15 protein-coding genes are annotated in these 17,980 nt (G+C 70.1%); 7 read left to right on the top strand and 8 right to left on the bottom strand.

The genetic code is table 11. The features are described 5' to 3' along the window. The 3 genes from ABT245_RS38035 to truA form a co-directional block, all read left to right on the top strand. On the top strand, positions 1-507 hold a 507-nt coding region (locus ABT245_RS38035), incomplete at its 5' end, for a DNA-directed RNA polymerase subunit alpha C-terminal domain-containing protein (RefSeq protein WP_351743271.1). A gap of 203 nt (positions 508-710) precedes the next feature. Continuing rightward, positions 711-1,229: a 50S ribosomal protein L17 gene (gene rplQ / locus ABT245_RS38030; protein ID WP_351743268.1), complete on the top strand. Its 519-nt coding sequence runs from the start codon at positions 711-713 to the stop codon at positions 1,227-1,229. Between the two features lie 184 nt (positions 1,230-1,413). Next, positions 1,414-2,259, top strand: a complete 846-nt coding sequence (gene truA / locus ABT245_RS38025; protein ID WP_351743265.1) for a tRNA pseudouridine(38-40) synthase TruA — start codon at positions 1,414-1,416, stop codon at positions 2,257-2,259. 51 nt (positions 2,260-2,310) lie between these two features. On the opposite strand, the gene ABT245_RS38020 is transcribed toward truA, so the two are convergent. The 6 genes from ABT245_RS38020 to ABT245_RS37995 all read right to left on the bottom strand — a co-directional run bounded on the left by ABT245_RS38020 (position 2,311) and on the right by ABT245_RS37995 (position 10,799). Then, complete coding sequence (locus ABT245_RS38020) at positions 2,311-4,338, bottom strand: acyltransferase family protein (RefSeq protein WP_351743262.1); 2,028 nt, start codon at positions 4,336-4,338, stop codon at positions 2,311-2,313. 20 nt (positions 4,339-4,358) lie between these two features. Further along, entirely contained in the window at positions 4,359-5,459 is a 1,101-nt protein-coding gene (manB, locus tag ABT245_RS38015; protein WP_351743260.1) for a mannose-1-phosphate guanylyltransferase, read from the bottom strand. Between the two features lie 14 nt (positions 5,460-5,473). Further along, positions 5,474-6,688 carry a glycoside hydrolase family 113 gene (locus ABT245_RS38010; protein ID WP_351743257.1) on the bottom strand — a complete coding sequence of 405 codons (1,215 nt, stop codon included), beginning with the start codon at positions 6,686-6,688 and terminating at the stop codon, positions 5,474-5,476. A gap of 50 nt (positions 6,689-6,738) precedes the next feature. Then, entirely contained in the window at positions 6,739-8,190 is a 1,452-nt protein-coding gene (locus ABT245_RS38005; protein WP_351743254.1) for a glycosyltransferase family 2 protein, read from the bottom strand. Positions 8,191-8,515: 325 nt separating this feature from the next. Then, positions 8,516-9,889: a glycoside hydrolase family 26 protein gene (locus ABT245_RS38000; protein ID WP_351743251.1), complete on the bottom strand. Its 1,374-nt coding sequence runs from the start codon at positions 9,887-9,889 to the stop codon at positions 8,516-8,518. A 22-nt stretch (positions 9,890-9,911) separates the two neighbouring features. Next, a complete protein-coding gene (locus ABT245_RS37995) occupies positions 9,912-10,799 on the bottom strand; it encodes a hypothetical protein (protein ID WP_351743249.1) in 888 nt (295 codons plus the stop codon). A gap of 326 nt (positions 10,800-11,125) precedes the next feature. Here ABT245_RS37995 and rplM point away from each other — a divergent pair, with 326 nt between their 5' ends. From rplM to glmM, 3 genes are all read left to right on the top strand, one after another. Next, a complete protein-coding gene (gene rplM / locus ABT245_RS37990; RefSeq protein WP_351743246.1) occupies positions 11,126-11,569 on the top strand; it encodes a 50S ribosomal protein L13 in 444 nt (147 codons plus the stop codon). A gap of 42 nt (positions 11,570-11,611) precedes the next feature. Then, positions 11,612-12,124 (top strand): 30S ribosomal protein S9, encoded by a 513-nt coding sequence (gene rpsI, locus ABT245_RS37985; protein WP_351743243.1) that lies wholly within the window; start codon positions 11,612-11,614, stop codon positions 12,122-12,124. Between the two features lie 224 nt (positions 12,125-12,348). Beyond that, positions 12,349-13,707 carry a phosphoglucosamine mutase gene (gene glmM, locus ABT245_RS37980; RefSeq protein ID WP_351743240.1) on the top strand — a complete coding sequence of 453 codons (1,359 nt, stop codon included), beginning with the start codon at positions 12,349-12,351 and terminating at the stop codon, positions 13,705-13,707. A 105-nt stretch (positions 13,708-13,812) separates the two neighbouring features. Here glmM and ABT245_RS37975 read toward each other — a convergent pair whose 3' ends face one another. Together ABT245_RS37975 and coaA are read right to left on the bottom strand one after the other, a co-directional pair. Then, positions 13,813-14,751, bottom strand: coding sequence for a DUF389 domain-containing protein (locus ABT245_RS37975; RefSeq protein ID WP_351743237.1), 939 nt, complete (start codon positions 14,749-14,751; stop codon positions 13,813-13,815). Between the two features lie 16 nt (positions 14,752-14,767). Beyond that, positions 14,768-15,736, bottom strand: a complete 969-nt coding sequence (coaA, locus tag ABT245_RS37970; RefSeq protein WP_351743234.1) for a type I pantothenate kinase — start codon at positions 15,734-15,736, stop codon at positions 14,768-14,770. 178 nt (positions 15,737-15,914) lie between these two features. On the opposite strand from coaA, the gene glmS reads away from it, so the two are divergent. Then, positions 15,915-17,762: a glutamine--fructose-6-phosphate transaminase (isomerizing) gene (gene glmS / locus ABT245_RS37965; RefSeq protein WP_351743231.1), complete on the top strand. Its 1,848-nt coding sequence runs from the start codon at positions 15,915-15,917 to the stop codon at positions 17,760-17,762. The last annotated feature ends 218 nt before the right edge of the window (positions 17,763-17,980 follow it).

Below are 17,980 nucleotides of genomic sequence, written 5' to 3'. Positions count from 1 at the left end.
AAGGTCACGTACAAGGTCGAGGCCACGCGTGTCGAGCAGCGCACCGACTTCGACAAGCTGATCGTCGATGTCGAGACCAAGCAGGCCATGCGTCCGCGTGACGCCATGGCGTCGGCGGGCAAGACCCTGGTCGAGCTGTTCGGTCTGGCCCGTGAGCTGAACATCGACGCCGAGGGCATCGACATGGGTCCGTCCCCGACGGACGCCGCCCTGGCCGCGGACCTCGCGCTGCCGATCGAGGAGCTGGAACTCACCGTCCGCTCCTACAACTGCCTCAAGCGTGAGGGCATCCACTCCGTGGGTGAGCTGGTCGCGCGCTCCGAGGCGGACCTGCTGGACATCCGTAACTTCGGTGCGAAGTCCATCGACGAGGTCAAGGCGAAGCTGGCCGGCATGGGCCTGGCCCTGAAGGACAGCCCGCCCGGATTCGACCCGACGGCCGCGGCGGACGCGTTCGGCGCGGACGACGATGCGGATGCCGGTTTCGTGGAAACTGAACAGTACTGAGGGCTCCGCGGGGAGGCCGTACTGCGGCTGCGGGTCCGTTGTGGCTGGTCGCGCCCGCGCGGCGGAGCCGCAAATCGACACAGCCCCGCGCCCCTTCCGGGGCGCCCCTTCGGGGACGCCCCGGATCTCCGACGGGCAACCGCTCGCTCGGATACTGACCCCGGTACCTGGTACGGCCGGGGCAGAGACACAGGAGAAGAAGAATGCCGAAGCCCACCAAGGGTGCCCGTCTGGGCGGCAGCGCCGCGCACGAGAAGCTGCTCCTCGCCAACCTCGCGAAGAGCCTCTTCGAGCACGGCCGTATCACCACCACCGAGGCGAAGGCCCGCCGCCTGCGCCCGTACGCCGAGCGTCTGATCACCAAGGCGAAGAAGGGCGACCTGCACAACCGTCGCCAGGTGCTCCAGGTCATCACGGACAAGGGCATCGTCCACACGCTCTTCACCGAGATCGGCCCGCGCTACGAGAACCGTCCCGGTGGCTACACCCGCATCACCAAGATCGGTAACCGTCGTGGCGACAACGCGCCCATGGCCGTCATCGAGCTGGTGGAGGCGCTGACCGTCGCCCAGCAGGCGACCGGTGAGGCCGAGGCCGTCACCCAGCGTGCGGTCAAGGAAGACGCCCTCAAGAAGGAGGAGGCCGTCGAGGCCCCGTCCGACGAGGCAGCCGCCGAGGACGCCAAGCCGGAGGCTGCCGCCGAGGAGGCCAAGGACGCGTAAGCGTCTGCGGGGTTCTGTCCGGTCGGCGGCCGCGGCTTCGTCGTGGCTGGTCGTGCCTGCGCGGCGGAGCCGCATATCGATGCAGCCCCGCGCCCCTTCGGGGCGATTGCGGGTCCGTCCCTTCATCGGGGCGGGCCCGCTTTCGCGTTGAACGACCGTGCACACCCTGTGTGAGGATCTGTTTGTGAGTGACGAAGTACGGCCCGGTCATGTACGGGTGCGTCTCGATCTGTCCTATGACGGCACCGAGTTCTCCGGGTGGGCCAAGCAGGCCGGGGGACGCCGGACCGTGCAGGGGCAGATCGAGGACGCCCTGCGGACCGTCACCCGGTCCGGGGAGACGACGTACGAGCTGACCGTGGCCGGGCGGACGGACGCCGGCGTGCACGCGCGCGGCCAGGTGGCCCATGTGGACCTGCCCGCGGGGCTGTGGGCCGAGCACCGGGAGAAGCTGCTGAAGCGGCTCGCCGGGCGGCTGCCGAAGGACGTGCGGGTGTGGGCGCTCACCGAGGCTCCGGCCGGGTTCGACGCGCGGTTCGCCGCGCTGTGGCGGCGCTATGTGTACCGGGTCGGGGACCAGCCCGGCGGAGTGGATCCGCTGCTGCGCGGCCATGTGCTCTGGCACGACTGGGCGCTGGACGTGGCCGCGATGGACGCCGCCGCGAAGTCCCTGATCGGGGAGCACGACTTCGCGGCGTACGCGAAGCGGCGCGAGGGGGCGACGACGGTCCGCGAGATCCTCGACTTCGGGGTGCGCCGGCGGTCGGACGGCGTCGTGGAGATCGAGGTCCGGGCCGACGCCTTCTGCCACAACCAGGTGCGGTCCATGGTGGGTGCCCTGCTGTTCGTGGGCGACGGGCACCGGGATGTGGACTGGCCGCGGCGGGTCCTGGACGCGCGTGTCCGCGACAGCGCCGTCCATGTCGTGCGCCCGCACGGGCTGACCCTGGAGGAGGTCGGCTACCCGGCGGCCGGGCTGCTCGCGGAGCGGCAGCGGCAGGCGCGCCGGGTGCGGGGCCCGGTTCACTGAGAGGGCCCGGCCGGGGTGCGGCGGAGCCCTCTCGGCGGCGGGCGGTGCCCGCTAGGCGTCGTTGAGGATGCCTTCCAGGGCGGGCTTGAGGAAGGGCTTGAGCGACTTGGAGTAGCCCGAGGTGATGTGGCTGTTGTCGTAGTAGACGAGCTGGTCGCCGATCACGGAGGGGCAGACGCCCAGCGAGCAGAAGGCCGGCGTGGTGTCGATGATCTCGGCGCCGTGCTCCTCGGCCACCTTGCGTTCCATGGCGCGGAATTCGGTGTATTCGAGGGCCTGCCACTGCTTGCGGTTGCAGGGGGTGATGTCGTCGGTGTGGGTGGCCAGGCAGTCGGGGACGTTCTGGCCCGGCTGCGGGGTGTCGGTCAGGTAGACGAGGTGGGCGCCGGTCTTCTCGAACACCTTGAACGAGGCCTCCGCGCCGTCGCGGGTGGCTTCCTGGCGGGCGCGGTCGGCGATGACCAGGACGTCGGGCTTGAGCTTCTTCAGCTCGGCGAAGGCCGACGCACGCCAGCTGTCGCACTCCCGGTACTCGCGGCCCAGGCTGGGGCTGGCGATGTGGTAGATCTGCGGCGAGCAGCCGCCCTTGGCCATGGTGACCACCTTGGCGTGGAGTCCGCGGCCGAGTTCGTCGAAGAGGTCGTTCCACTGCCAGGCGTGGGAGTCCCCCATGAGGACCACGGTCTTCTTGCTGCCGCGGTCGCCGATGACGCAGGCGTCGCGCATCACGAACTCGGTGATCTCGGTGTTGTCGATGCAGCCCTTGGTGGCGTGGTTGTCGGTTGCCTTCAGCAGGCCGCTCTGCACCGTGGCGGACAGTTCCCGCTGGTGGACGGCCTTCTCGACGGACGCCGTGCTGGTGAATCCGGGGGCCGGCCGGGCCGAGGCGGGCGCGGTGGCCAGGTTCAGCGGCACGATCGCGGCGAGCACCATCGCGCCCGCGGTGCCGGCGGTGGTGAAGCCGCCGGCGAGGACGCCCTTCCAGGGGCGGGCCACCAGTTGCACGTTCTTCTTGAACCGGCGTTCCACGAGGTAGTGCATGGCGGTGGCGAGCAGGAACGACAGGACGACGACCCGCATACGTTCCTGGAAGGTGAAGCCCCGGTCGACGATGTGCGGCCACATCACCAGGAGCGGCCAGTGCCAGAGGTACCAGCCGTAGCTGACGTTGCCGACGAAGTCGAACACCGGGTTGTGCAGGATGCGTTCGGCGCCGAAGCCGGGGTTGGCGCAGCCGCCGGCGATGACCAGGAGGGCGCCGAGGACCGGTCCGGCCACCGCGTAGCCGGGCAGCGGGGTCTCGGAGGTGATCAGGAGTGAGGTCACCAGGATGGTGCCGAGGCCCAGCCAGCTGACCAGTGCCGCCAGCGTGGTGTTCATGCGTGAGACGAACGGCGCGAGGAGGGCGAGCAGGACGCCGGAGGTGATCTCCCAGATCCGGGTGTGGGTGCTGAAGTAGGCGAGCGGCTGGTTCACGGCGGTCTGCGACCAGCCGAGGTAGAACGAGCCGCCGATCACGGCGAGCAGGGCGAGGCCGACCAGGGCGCGGTTGCGCAGGATCTTGCGGCTGAGCCAGACCAGGGCGACCAGCACGATCGGGGCGACGAGATAGAACTGCTCCTCGATGCCCAGTGACCAGAAGTGCTGGTACGGGGACTGGGTGCCGTCGTTGGCGAAGTAGTCGGTGCCGTTCTCGACGAGCCGCCAGTTCAGGAAGCTCAGGGAGGCGCTGAGGCCGTCGGCGACGAAGTCGCGGAACTTCAGGGGGCTGGCGTAGAGCCAGGCGATGACCGCGGTGCCGACGATGGTGAGGGCCATGGGGGGCGCGAGGCGGCGGAAGCGGCGGGCCCAGAACTTGCTGAGGGACACCTTGCCCGTCTTGTCGATCTCGGCGAGGAGCTGGCCGCCGATGAGGAAGCCGCTGAGCACGAAGCTGACGTCCACGCCGCCGTGGATGTCGAGGATGCCGCAGTGCATGCTGACGACCATCATGATGGCGACGGCACGCAGGCCCTGGATGTCCGGCCGGTACTTGCGAAGGCGCTCTGCCTGGGCGGCCGTTGAGCGATGGCGGGTCACGGTTCTCCCGTAGCAGGTGGTCAGTGGGCCGTCAGGCAGGCGGCAGCCGTTCCGCTGACGCGCACCCCTTGGGCGGGAATGCGGATGCCGCACGACAGCCGCAGCTGGGCCGGCAGCTCGTTCTGCGCGCCGACGTGGGAGTGGCAGCCCACGACGACTTCGCGCAGGAACGAATCGCTGCCGACCGAGGAGTCGTGGTCGACGACCGACTCGTGGATCCGGGTGCCTTCGGCGACGGTGACGCGTTCGCCGATGATGGAGCGGTCGATGACGGCGTGGGCACCGACGACGGCGTACGGGCCGACCGTGGAGCCGCCCGTGACACGGGCGGTGGGGTGGATGGTGGCCGTGGGGTGGATCAGGGCATCGGCGGGCGGGCCGACGAGCGGTGAGGTCGCCCTGCCGGTGACGAGGTCGGCGGAGCCGTGCACGAAGGCCAAGGGGGTGCCGAGGTCGCGCCAGTAGTCGTCGGTGGTGTGGCCGAGGACGCGTGCGCCCCGGGCGACGAGCTGCGGGAAGGTCTCCTGCTCGACCGAGACCTCCCGGTCGGCGGGGATGGCGTCCAGGACCGAGCGGCGGAAGACGTAGCAGCCGGCGTTGATCTGGTCGGTGACGCACTCCTGCTGGGTCTTGGGCTTCTCCAGGAAGGCCAGCACCCGGCCGTCGGCGTCGGTGGGCACCAGGCCGAAGGCGCGCGGGTCGGCGACCCGGGTGAGGTGCAGGGTCACGTCGGCGTCCCGCGCCTCGTGCTGTCGTACGAGGTCGCGCAGGTCGACGCCGGACAGGATGTCGCCGTTCAGGATCAGCACCGGCGCGTCGGGCGAGTCGCCGCGCAGCCGCTGTCCGGCGTTGCGGATCGCGCCGCCCGTGCCCAGGGGCACCTCTTCGACGGCGTAGGAGATCTCCAGGTCGCCGGAGAAGTCCCGGAACTCGTCCTCGAAGAGGGAGGCGAGGTAGGAGGTGGCGAACACCAGGTGCTCGACGCCCGCGTCCAGCAGCTTGGCCACCTGGTGGCGGATGAAGGAGGTGCCCGCGACGCCGAGGAGCGGCTTCGGGGTGTGGTTGGTAAGGGGGCGCAGCCGGGTTCCCTTGCCGCCCACCAGGATGATGGCTTCTCGCATGGTTGTCTCGCAGGTCACTCGGCGGTGTCGGTCCCGGGGCCCGCGTAGCCCGAGGAGAAACAGTTCTTGATCGCCCGCTCGGTGAGGGGGCGGCCGGCGAAGTCGAGCCGGGAGGCGGTCTTGTCGTCCGGTGGCGTGTTGGGGTCGTCGTCGAAGTGGATCGACCACCAGTAGACGCCGCTCATCCGGCGCTCCTGGACGACCTTGCAGACGGCCGTGTACCAGTTGGCCTGCACCTCGGGGTTGACGGTCCTACGGGCGTAGAAGTCGCCGGGGGCGTGGTAGGCGCCCTTCATCGCGCCGATGCCGGCCTCGGCGATGGTGATCTTCGGCAGGGGGCCGGCGGCCTTCTTGTCGAGCCAGTCGTTCCACCCGGCGACCAGGGTCTTCACGGGGGCGCTGTCCGGGACCTTGAGGGGGAAGTAGGCGTCGACGCCGAGGTGGTTGACCGGCATGTTGATCCGGCCTGAGACGTAGTTGTCCCAGTTGGCGTCGTAGGAGATCTCGCCGGAGAACTTCTTCTCGGCGGACGCGACGAGGTTCTCCCAGCCCGGCTTGCCCTCCATGGAGCTCAGCTCGGTGGCGATCACGAAGGTGTTCGTCTTCTCGGCATCGGCGATCTTCAGGTAGGGCGCGAGGAGCTTCTCGTACGAGGTGAACCAGGCGGAGTCCGAGTCGGGCACGATGTTGCCGCGCCAGTCGCCCGTCCCGATGAGGGCGGTCTCGTCCATGACCGGGCGGATCGTGGTGCGAAAGCCCGCCTGGTGGAAGACCCGCAGGACACGCTGGAGGCGTTCGGGGGAGGGGGTCTTGGCGCCGGTGGTGACGGTGTCGGAGCTGGGGCTCTTGGTGAAGAAGGGGAAGGAGATCGACACGGAGTTGGCGCCGAGGCCGACCAGGTACGCGGCCTGCTTCTGGGCCTGCTTCTCGATGAAATCGGCGGAACGTTTCTGCGGCTCCTCCTCCCAGTAGATCTGGACGCCCCACTGCGGCATCCCGGCCTTCCAGGGCTTGGCGACCCGGAGAGTCGAGGGCGTCGTCGCGTCCGGGGACGTCTCGGACGGGCTGGGGGAGTCCGATTTCTCGGGGGAGCCGTCCAGGACGAGCCTGGGCAGGGCCGAGCCCGCCTCCCAGCGCACGGGGTGGTCGCCGAAGAGGAAGGGGGTGCCCAGGACGACGCTGAGGACGGTCACCGGGAAGATGGCGAGCAGGGGTAGGCGTGAGCGCATGGTCAGGTGTCTTCTGTCTTCTGTCTTCAGTCTTCCGTCTGGGCGGAGGGTCAGGCGGGCTTGGCGATCACGACGAACTTGTTCTCCTCGCGCCGGGCGAACTTCAGGAAGCCGCGCAGGCCGCCGAGGCCCTCCAGCACCGAGAAGACGGGGATGAGCGCGACCACGACGATCGGCTCCCACCACTTGCGCCGCCCGCTGACCGAGGCGAGCGCGTTCAGCCGCAGCCCCTCCCAGTAGGTCCAGATGACGTAGGCGAAGTTCAGGGCCCACAGAATGACGACGGACTGGGTCGCGGGTGAGGTGTTCATGTCGTTGATCAGCCAGCCGAGGAGCAGGACGGCGCCGATGTGCTGGAGCGGGCCGAGGATCCAGGTGGTCACGCAGACCGAGAGGAACCAGCGGTAGCGCAGCGGCACCTGGCGGTTGAAGCACAGGGCGACCAGGCCCCAGGCCCATCGCTCGCGCTGCTTGACGAAGTCGCGCGCGTTGGCGGGGGAGGCGCCGTAGCAGCGGCCGTTGAACCAGTCGCTGCGGCCGGGGTACTTGCGGCAGAAGGTCAGCGCGAGCCGGGCGTCCTCGACGATCTCCTTGGGGCCGAAGTCCCAGCCGATCTCCGCCTCGATGGAGGCGCGCAGCACGAGCAGCTCACCGTGGACCCCGGCGGCCGGGGTGCCCATGCCGGTCAGCGCGCGGAAGCGGGCGATGTCGTCGGCGGGGCGCACGGCGTCGGCGAGCCAGGTGAAGAGGCTGACCGCGTTCTCGCGCGGATAGGTCAGGATGCCCTGCGCCATGTGCTTGGCCTTGTCGGGGTGGGCGCGGCGCTGGCGGTTGATGAACTGGGCGAGCGCGGTCGCGGTGTCGGGGCCGACGCCCGTGTCGTCGTCCATGTGGAGGACCCAGACGTAGTCCAGGGCCTCGCCCTCCGCGATGCGCAGTTCGTGGGCGTAGTGGTTGGCGCGGGCCTTGAAGCGGGTGCCGTTCGCCGGGACGTAGTCCTTCGGGACGGTGATGACCCGGATCAGCGGGTGGGAGTCGGCGAGGCGGTCGATCTTCTCGGCCGCCTCGCAGCCCTCCTCGGTGAGGATGTCGACCCGCAGGTACGGGAACCAGTCCGGCAGGTGCTCGACGTAGGACAGGACGGAACGTTCCAGCGCCGGGTAGGTGTCGTGGCGGCCGATGGTCGGGCACAGGACGATCAGGAAGTCCTGGTCGGCCGGGGCCGGCGGGGTCATCCCGTCGCTGCGGCGGACCCGACGGCGGATCAGCAGGGCGCCCTGGATGCCGACGAGCACACCGGCCACGGGCAGGGACCACACGACGGTGAGGATCCAGCTCAGCAGGGAGGAGCTGGGCCGGTAGCTCCACAGGCCGAAGAAGACCAGCAGGACAAAGGGCAGCAGGAACGGGAGGACACCCGGCTTCCAGGCGGCCGTACGCTTCGCGAGCTTCGCGCCTTGACGCGAGAACGAAGGGTCACCCTCTACCAGAGTCGATGTCATGACAGGTAATCAGGACTTCCCGTGAGATCGGTGGCGCGTTGAGGCAGCGACAGATCTCCGTCGCGGCGCGCGTGAGCGCACCGCGACGACTGGCTGGTTCCGGGAGCCATCCCCCCTCAACGCCTTCGCTGGCGCCTCGGTCAGCGGGCCCTCTGCCCCCCCGGGCTCCGAACCACTGACCGAACAGGTGGTCCAGTCTCGCATATATGCACGATCTAAGGAACAGTTGTGAGGAAGGCGACATCAAAGGTTCATTGAGTGACGCATGGTGCGGCCCGTCCCGTGTGGTGTACCGGGCCTCGGTCTGTGCGGGGTGCAGCGCCACCTATGCGGTGTGCGGTGCCATGATGTCGCGCCCGCCCGTGATCACCCTCGCCGACCCATAGGTCCGTTGTACATCCGCCGAGGTGTTCTTCCGCCGGGGCGCGGAGACGTTGTCGTACGTCAGTGCCTGGCCCCATACGGTCCACAGCACCCACGGTGTCCGGGTCAGGGTCCGGGGCTGCGCGGCGTTGAGCGGCACATGGAAGGACTCGGCGACGATCCGCGGCCTGCGGTACGCCTCGAGGCCGCGGTACCAGACCTCGGTCCAGGCGCCCGCGCCGAAGGGCCTGGCCGGGGTGTCGCTGTAGTCGTCGACGCCCACGACGTCGACGTAGCGGCCGCCGGGGTAGTACGCGCCTGGCTCACGCCCGTACGACCCGTCCCAGGAGTTCGGCGACCAGACGAAGATCAGGTTGTGCAGGCCGCGACGGTGCACGAGATAGTCGTACGTCAGCCGCCACAGCCTGCGGAACGCCGCCGGGTCCTGCCCCGACCACCAGAAACCGTGCCCCGGGGCCGTGTTCATCTCGTGGTACGGCCGCAGCAGCACCGGCACCCCGCGGCCGGCCAGATAGCCCAGGTGGTCCGCGAGGAAGGCGAGGTCGTGCAGCAGGGCCCGGTGCTCGGGGCCGCCCTCGGTGACCACCCGGCTGAACCAGCCCGGGTCCGCGGCGCCGGGGGAGTTGCGGTGCAGCGTCTGCTGGAAGCCCTTGACGGGGCTGCCCGGGTAGGGCTGGTGGAAGGAGAAGCCGACCAGGCCCGCCGGGCCGCCCCCGTTGTGCGGCAGGGAGACCTCCGCGCCGGACGCGCAGTCGCGGTGCGTGCCGGAGGGCCGGTACGAACCGTCGGCCGCCCGGGGCAGGCCCGCCCACACGCCGACGGCGAGGTCCACGGCGTCCTCCACATAGCCCCAGGAGCGGCGGCAGGACGGCCAGGCCGCGGAGTAGGAGCGGGCCTCGCCCACCGCCCAGCCGGGACGGCCGTAGCCGGGGCCGAGGTCGAGTTCGACGAAGCCGGGCAGCCGCCCGGTGATGTCGCGGGCCTTGCGGTAGTAGTAGCCCGGCTGTTTGGTGCCCCGGTAGTCGCCGTACTGCGCGTTGTAGCGCTCGTTCTGCAGCTCCACGTGCTGGCCGATCACCGTACGGCTCGGGCGGCCGCGGCGGGCGGCGTTCTCCAGCCCGGCCAGCAGCGCGTAGACGCGGCGCGCGGCGGGTGTGGCCGCGGGATCGCGCCCGCGCAGATCGGTGGGGACGAGGCGGGGACCGTGCGCCGCGCCCTCGCCCTCGGGCCAGGCCCATATGCCCAGCGGGGCCAGCAGGGCCGCGCCGGCCGCGGCCGCTATCAGCCCGATCCGTGCACGTCTGTCCAGGTCCAAGGTGTGACGCCGGTGCCGTGCGTCACTCGCCGGCCGCGGCCGACGCCTGGGCCTCGCCGCGGCGGCGGATCTGCCGGAAGGTGAACTCCGCCAGGTCGTCCCCGGTCGAGAAGACCTTGGTGTCCTTGGTCGTCACGTCCTTGCCGTTGGCGAAACCGGCGATGGTGAAGTAGGCGTAACGGCCGTAGGCGTTGGTCGTCGAGCGGCAGACCGCCGAGTCGCAGAAGGCCGTGACGCCCTTGCCCGCGAGGGACTTCACGATGCTCTTCTTGTCGGTCTGGCCCTTCGCCTTGACGGCCTGGGCCTCCGTCTCGAAGACGGCGACGCCGACGGTGACCGCGACCCCGTCCTTGAGGTAGCTGACCCGCAGCAGCCGTGTGCAGTCGTTGGCGGTGAGGATCTTGGGCAGGGTGCCGCCGGCGGCCGAGGAGCAGTCCTTGGTGTCGGCGGTGGCGCCCTTCTTGTAGACGGTCTCGCCCATGGTCAGCTGGGTGCCCGGGAAGAGGGTTTCGGCGCTGAGCGGCGCCGTGTCCTTCTGCGCGCTGGATATGAAGTCCTTCGGGTCCAGTGGCGGCGGCGCGCTGGTCGGATCGAAGGAGGGCGCGGGCGCGGCGGAGTCGCTCGGCAGGGAAGCGCTCGCGGGCAGGTCGGTGGGCTGTCCCGCCGCGTTGTTGTTGCCGTTGTCGCCGCTCGCCGAGACCACGGCCATGGCGACGGCCGCGCCGACCGCGACGGTGGCGACCGCGCCGCCGCCGATGAACAGCAGTCTGCGGCGCTTGTTCCGGGTCTCCGAGGCCTCCGCCAGGGCGGCCCAGTCCGGGGTCTGGCTGCCGCCGCTGTTCCAGGGCTGCTGAGAATGCGGTTTCCACGGATCCCACTGGGACTGGGGTCCCCCCTGCCCATAGCTCATGGGGCGCATCCTAGACGGGGACCGGGCGCGCCGGTGCGCTCCCGCCGGGGGCCATAGGGGACCTATCGGCGCAGGGTGGCGCATCTTCGCCGCCGGAGGTGTCGCAGGCCACTCGTTTTGACCCGTCCGAGGCACCCCGGTATCCTGCATGTTCGTTGTGTATTGGCTTGCTCATTCTCACGGGACGGGCCCTTACACCGGTCCACCGGGCCGATGACCAGCGACCAGCACGCGGTTTGCGTCACCGCTGTGCGGTCAGGGCTGTCGTGATCGTCTTCGGTGACCTTGTCAGGACCACTCACTGAAGATAGCGAAGGCTACGAACCGTGCGTACGTACAGCCCCAAGCCCGGCGATGTGACACGTCAGTGGCACGTCATCGACGCTCAGGACGTCGTCCTGGGCCGTCTCGCCACGACCGCCGCCACCCTTCTCCGGGGCAAGCACAAGCCGATCTACGCCCCTCATGTCGACACCGGTGACTTTGTCATCATCATCAACGCCGACAAGGTGCACCTCTCCGGTAACAAGCGGACCCAGAAGATGGCGTACCGCCACTCCGGCTACCCGGGTGGTCTGCGCTCCGTCCGCTACGACGAGCTGCTCGACAAGAACCCCGAGAAGGCCATCGAGAAGGCCGTCAAGGGCATGCTCCCCAAGAACTCCCTGGGCCGTCAGATGCTCTCGAAGCTGAAGGTCTACAAGGGTGACCAGCACCCGCACGGCGCCCAGCAGCCGGTGCCGTTCGAGATCACCCAGGTCGCGCAGTAAGTCCGGCCACCCCCTAAGACTGAACAGAATCTGAGGAGAATCGTGGCCGAGACCACTGCCGAGCAGCCGCTCGAAGAGCTTGACATCGACAGCTACACCACCGAGTCCGAGGCGCCCGTCGAGGGCGAGTACACCTCGGAGTCCCTGGCCTCCCGCTTCGGCGAGCCCCAGCCGGCCGCCGGCCTGGGCCGCCGCAAGAACGCCATCGCCCGGGTCCGGATCGTTCCGGGCTCCGGCAAGTGGAAGATCAACGGCCGCACCCTTGAGGACTACTTCCCGAACAAGGTGCACCAGCAGGAAGTCAACGAGCCGTTCAAGGTTCTGGAGCTGGAAGGCCGTTACGACGTCATCGCCCGCATCGCGGGCGGCGGTGTCTCCGGTCAGGCCGGTGCGCTCCGTCTCGGTGTCGCCCGCGCGCTGAACGAGGCCGACGTCGACAACAACCGCGGCCCGCTGAAGAAGGCCGGCTTCCTGCGCCGTGACGACCGTGCGGTCGAGCGCAAGAAGGCCGGTCTGAAGAAGGCCCGCAAGGCTCCGCAGTACAGCAAGCGCTGACCGCAGCTGCCTGCTCGTACTCCGAACGCCCCGGCGGCACGCCACAGTGCCACCGGGGCGTTCGTCTATCGCAGGCCAAGGGCGTATAACGGCACAAGACGCTCAAAGGCTTGTGTGATCGGGTGTCCAGGCATGCGATGCCTGGGCTGCGGAGCCGCACCGAACCGGCAGCCAACCGTCGCATGCGCCACGGCTTCGAAACTGACGCTTCCTCAGGAGGACAAGTGGGACGACTCTTCGGCACGGACGGCGTGCGCGGCGTCGCCAACGCGGATCTGACGGCCGAGATGGCGCTCGGCCTCTCCGTCGCGGCGGCGCATGTGCTGGCCGAGGCGGGCAGCTTCGCGGGCCACAAGCCGACGGCGGTGGTCGGGCGGGACCCGCGCGCGTCCGGGGAGTTCCTGGAGGCCGCGGTGGTCGCGGGCCTGGCCAGCGCGGGCGTGGATGTGCTGCGGGTCGGCGTGCTGCCGACGCCCGCGGTGGCGTATCTGACCGGCGCCCTCGGGGCCGACCTCGGTGTCATGCTCTCCGCGAGCCACAACGCGATGCCCGACAACGGCATCAAGTTCTTCGCCCGCGGCGGCCACAAGCTCGCCGACGAGCTGGAGGACCGGATCGAGGGCGTCTACGAGGAGCACCGCACGGGCGCCCCCTGGGACCGCCCCACCGGCGCGGGCGTGGGCCGGGTGCGGACCTACGACGAAGGGTTCGACCAGTACGTCGCCCACCTCCTCGGCGTGCTGCCGAACCGGCTCGACGGACTGAAGATCGTCCTCGACGAGGCGCACGGCGCCGCCGCCGCTGTCTCGCCCGAGGCGTTCTCCCGGGCCGGGGCGCAGGTCGTCACCATCGGCGCCCAGCCGGACGGGCTCAACATCAACGACGGCTGCGGCTCCACCCACCTGGACCAGCTGAAGGCCGCCGTCGTCGAGCACGGCGCCGACCTCGGTATCGCGCACGACGGCGACGCCGACCGCTGCCTGGCCGTGGACCACACCGGCGAGGAGATCGACGGCGACCAGATCCTGTCCGTGCTCGCGCTGGCGATGCGGGAGCGTTCTGCACTGCGCTCCGACACCGTCGTCGCGACCGTGATGTCGAATCTGGGCTTCAAGCTGGCCATGGAGCGCGAGGGCATCCGGCTCGTGCAGACCGCCGTCGGCGACCGCTACGTCCTGGAGGAGATGAAGGAGCACGACTACGCCCTCGGCGGCGAGCAGTCCGGGCACGTCATCGTCCTCGACCACGCCACCACCGGCGACGGCACGCTGACCGGGCTGCTGCTGGCCGCACGGGTCGCCGAGACCGGCCGTACGCTGCGGGACCTCGCGTCGGTCATGGAGCGGCTGCCCCAGGTCCTCATCAACGTGCCGGATGTGGACAGGTCCCGGGTGAAGACCTCCGCCGACCTCGCCGCCGCGGTCGCCGAGGCCGAGCGGGAGCTGGGCTCCGCCGGACGGGTACTGCTGCGCCCCTCGGGCACCGAGCCGCTGGTACGGGTCATGGTGGAGGCGGCGGACATCGACCAGGCCCGCTCGATCGCCGGCCGACTCGCCGACGCGGTGAAGTCGGCACTGGGCTGACCCCCGAACACCGTCCACCCGGCCGGTGACCGTCCGGCCGGGTGGGTCCGTCCGGACGGAGGGCCGGCCCGCTCGGCCGGGCGGGCCGCCGGGGTGGGGTGTCGGTCAGGGGGATGTGCGGCGGCGCCGTTGTCCTGACCACAGGAGTTTCTGGGCGAGCAGGGTGAGGGTGCCCGCGAGGACGATTCCGCCCAGGTTGGCCAGCAGTTGCCAGACGGAACCCCAGGTCTGCGAGTAGTCCGTGTAGCTGAAGGCCACCGCGGCGTTCGCGGCCGCCGGGACCGTGGTCACGGAGATCGCCACACCGATCAGCGCACCCGACTTGGCGGACGTCAGGGACAGGGTGCCGGCGATGCCGGCCAGGAACGCCACCACGAACGACATCGCGTCCGGCTTCCAGATGAACGAGGTGTTCGGCCGGGCCGCCTCCACCATCGACCTCTCGAACAGCCCGAACACGTCCATCAGCCCGCTGAAACCGGCCGTGAGGACCATCGCGGCGGCGAACCCGGCGAGCAGCGCCCACAGCGACCGCCACACCAGGTGCGGCGCCCGCTGGACGAGCGCCGTCGAGATCCCCGCGAGCGGCCCGAACTCCGGGCCGACGGCCATCGCGCCGACGATCAGGACCGCGTTGTCCAGCATCACACCGCACGCGGCGAGCATCGTGGCCACGGCCAGGAACGCGACATAGGTGACGGTGAGCGTCGACTCCTCGTGGGTCGCCTCGGCGAGGTGTTCCCACAGCACCGCGTCCGCACCCTCGCCGGGTGCCTCCTCCTCGGCCTTGTCGGCCCGCTTGGACAGGGTCAGGTCGATGTTCTCGACGGCGATCGAGCCGGTCTCCTCAAGGCCCGACGCCCGCAGCCCGGCGAGCAGTTCGTCGCCCGCCTCCCGGGCCACGTCGCACATGACGACGTCTCCGACGGGGTTGCGGGCGGCGCCGGGCAGCACCACGACGTGCGTGGCGCCGACGGTTCGCTCGATGAGGCGCACCACGTCGTCGGTCGCGCCGGACGGGACGATCAGCCGAAGGTGAAGCATGGCGGCAGGGTAGCGGTCACAGTTTGCGCAGCCGCAGCCGCTGTACCTTGTGGTCCGGGCCCTTGCGCAGGATGAGGGTGGCGCGACCGCGGGTGGGGGCGATGTTCTCCACCAGATTGGGCTTGTTGATGGTCCGCCAGAGCGTGCGGGCGTAGTCCAGGGCCTCCTCCTCGGACACCTGCGTGTACGTGCGGAAGTACGAGGACGGGTCCAGGAAGGCGGTGGCGCGCAGCTTGCGGAAGCGGCTGAGGTACCAGCGCTCGATGTCCTCGGCGCCGGCGTCGACGTACACGCTGAAGTCGAAGTAGTCGGCGAGGCCGGCCCGGGTGCGGCCGTCCGTGCCGGGCAGGGCCTGCTGGAGGACGTTCAGTCCCTCGACGATGAGGATGTCCGGGCGGCGGACGGTGAGCCGTTCGCCGGGCACGATGTCGTAGATCAGGTGGGAGTAGACGGGGGCGGTGACCTCGTCCTTGCCGGCCTTGATGTCGGCGACGAACCGGATGAGGGCGCGGCGGTCGTACGACTCCGGGAAGCCCTTGCGGGACATCAGGCCGCGCGCCTCCAACTCCTTGGTGGGGAACAGGAAACCGTCCGTGGTGACCAGTTCGACCCGCGGATGTTCCGGCCAGCGGGACAGCAGCGCCTGGAGGAGGCGGGCGACGGTGGACTTGCCCACGGCGACGGATCCGGCGACGCCTATGACGAACGGCGTGCCGGACTGGGAGCCCTGTTCGCCGAGGAAGGTGTTCAGGGCGCTTCTGAGCCCGTCCGTGGCGCCGACGTACAGGTTGAGCAGCCGGGACAGCGGGAGATAGATGTCGCGCACCTCGTCGAGGTCGATGACGTCGCCGAGGCCGCGCAGCTTCTCGACCTCCTCGGCGGTGAGCGGCAGCGGCGTCTTGTCGCGCAGCGCGCTCCACTCGGCTCGGGTGAGGTCGACGTAGGGAGTCGCCTCCGGCCGGTGCCGGTGGGCGCTCCGGGGCATCGAGGAGACCGGAGAGATCACAGTCCATTGTTAACGGAGTTTGAACGGCACGGCGGGTGGGATGGGTCACGCGCGGCATCGGCGTCCGGTGACGGGTCGGTCGTACGACGGTGGGAATTTCCGATTTCGGGCACGCGGTGCCGGTTTTGCGCGGGCCTTGGCCCGTAGGCTGCGGCCCATGTGCGGAATTGTGGGATATGTGGGGGCCCAGTCGGCGCTCGATGTCGTCATGGCCGGGTTGAAACGGCTGGAGTACCGGGGGTACGACTCCGCGGGCGTCGCCGTGCCCGCGGACGGCGGGCTCGCCGCCGCGAAGCGGGCCGGAAAACTCGTCAACCTGGAGAAGGAGCTGGTCGAACGGCCGCTGCCGGCGGGGACCACGGGCATCGGACACACCCGGTGGGCCACCCACGGGGCGCCCACGGACGCGAACGCGCATCCGCACCTGGACAACGCGGGGCGGGTCGCGGTGGTGCACAACGGGATCATCGAGAACTTCGCGGTGCTGCGCGCCGAGTTGACCGGGCGCGGCCACGACCTGGTGTCCGAGACCGACACCGAGGTGGTGGCGCACCTGCTGGCCGAGGAGTTCTCCGTGACCGCCGACCTCGCTGAGGCGATGCGGCTGGTGTGCCGGCGACTGGAGGGCGCGTTCACCCTCGTGGCGGTGCACGCGGACGAACCGGACATGGTGGTGGGCGCGCGGCGGAACTCACCGCTCGTGGTGGGCGTTGGAGAGGGCGAGGCCTTTCTCGCCTCGGACGTCGCCGCGTTCATCGCCCACACGCGGTCGGCGATCGAGCTGGGTCAGGACCAGGTGGTGGAACTGCGCCGGGACGGCGTCACGGTGACGGGCTTCGACGGCCGTCCGGCGGAGGTCAGGTCGTACCACGTGGACTGGGACGCGTCGGCCGCGGAAAAGGGGGGTTATGACTACTTCATGCTCAAGGAGATCGCCGAACAGCCCAAGGCGGTCGCCGATACGCTGCTGGGCCGTATCGACGCGGCCGGCTCGCTGAGCCTGGACGAGGTCCGGATCGGCGCGGGTGAACTGCGCGAGGTGGACAAGGTCGTCATCGTCGCGTGCGGCACGGCCTTCCACGCGGGTCTGATCGCCAAGTACGCCATCGAGCACTGGACGCGGGTCCCGTGCGAGGTGGAGCTGGCCAGCGAGTTCCGCTACCGGGACCCGATCCTCGACCATCGGACGCTGGTCATCGCGGTCTCCCAGTCCGGCGAGACCATGGACACCCTGATGGCGCTGCGGCACGCCCGCGAGCAGGGGTCCAAGGTGCTGGCGATCTGCAACACCAACGGGTCGACGATTCCGCGAGAGTCGGACGCGGTGCTGTACACCCACGCCGGGCCGGAGGTCGCGGTCGCCTCGACCAAGGCGTTCCTCACCCAGTTGGTGGCCTGCTATCTGGTGGCGCTGTATCTGGCGCAGGTGCGGGGCACCAAGTGGGGTGACGAGATCGGGGCGGTCATCCGGGACCTGTCGCGGATCGCCAGATCGGTCGAGCGGGTCCTGGAGACGATGGAGCCGGTGCGGGCGCTGGCGCGCACCCTCGCCGCGAAGAACACGGTGCTCTTCCTGGGGCGGCATGTGGGGTATCCGGTGGCGTTGGAGGGCGCGCTGAAGCTGAAGGAACTGGCGTACATGCACGCCGAGGGCTTCGCGGCGGGGGAGTTGAAGCACGGGCCGATCGCGCTGATCGAGGAGGACCTGCCGGTGGTGGTCGTCGTGCCGTCGCCGCAGGCGCGGTCGACGCTGCACGACAAGATCGTGTCCAACATCCAGGAGATCCGGGCGCGGGGCGCGCGGACGATCGTGATCGCGGAGGAGGGCGACGAGGCGGTGGCCCCGTACGCCGACCACCTGATCCGCATCCCGGCGACCCCGGCCCTGCTCCAGCCGATGGTGGCGACCGTTCCGCTCCAGGTGTTCGCCTGCGAACTCGCCACCGCCCGCGGCAACGAGGTGGACCAGCCGCGCAACCTGGCGAAGTCGGTGACGGTGGAGTAGCGGGCCCCGGGTGCTGCGCGGCGCTTCGGTGGGCCGCGCTCACGCGGCGGGTACCGCTGGGGCGAGGACTCGCCCGTGCGCTGCCGCGAGCCGTCGTCCCGCTCGGTCGTCCCGCTCCGTCGTCCCGCTCCGTCGTCCCGCTCTGTCGCCCCCGGTCTACCGTCCCGGTCTGCCGCGCCATGGCGGCGTCCTGAGGCGCCGTCACGGGGGCCGGTTCG

Origin of the sequence: Streptomyces sp. NPDC001508, assembly GCF_040298665.1 — a bacterium.
Taxonomy (GTDB): Bacteria; Actinomycetota; Actinomycetes; order Streptomycetales; family Streptomycetaceae; genus Streptomyces.
Note: the sequence above shows the minus strand (reverse complement) of the source record. Positions and strands in the feature narration are given on the sequence as shown.

What these genes read in the sequence shown, in the direction of transcription:
- glmS (WP_351743231.1), top strand. Translation starts at nt 15,915, where the DNA reads ATGTGCGGAATTGTGGGATATGTGGGGGCCCAGTCGGCGCTCGATGTC.
- rplQ (WP_351743268.1), top strand. Translation starts at nt 711, where the DNA reads ATGCCGAAGCCCACCAAGGGTGCCCGTCTGGGCGGCAGCGCCGCGCAC.
- coaA (WP_351743234.1), bottom strand. Translation starts at nt 15,736, where the DNA reads ATGCCCCGGAGCGCCCACCGGCACCGGCCGGAGGCGACTCCCTACGTC.
- ABT245_RS38010 (WP_351743257.1), bottom strand. Translation starts at nt 6,688, where the DNA reads ATGCGCTCACGCCTACCCCTGCTCGCCATCTTCCCGGTGACCGTCCTC.
- manB (WP_351743260.1), bottom strand. Translation starts at nt 5,459, where the DNA reads ATGCGAGAAGCCATCATCCTGGTGGGCGGCAAGGGAACCCGGCTGCGC.
- ABT245_RS38005 (WP_351743254.1), bottom strand. Translation starts at nt 8,190, where the DNA reads ATGACATCGACTCTGGTAGAGGGTGACCCTTCGTTCTCGCGTCAAGGC.
- ABT245_RS37995 (WP_351743249.1), bottom strand. Translation starts at nt 10,799, where the DNA reads ATGAGCTATGGGCAGGGGGGACCCCAGTCCCAGTGGGATCCGTGGAAA.
- ABT245_RS37975 (WP_351743237.1), bottom strand. Translation starts at nt 14,751, where the DNA reads ATGCTTCACCTTCGGCTGATCGTCCCGTCCGGCGCGACCGACGACGTG.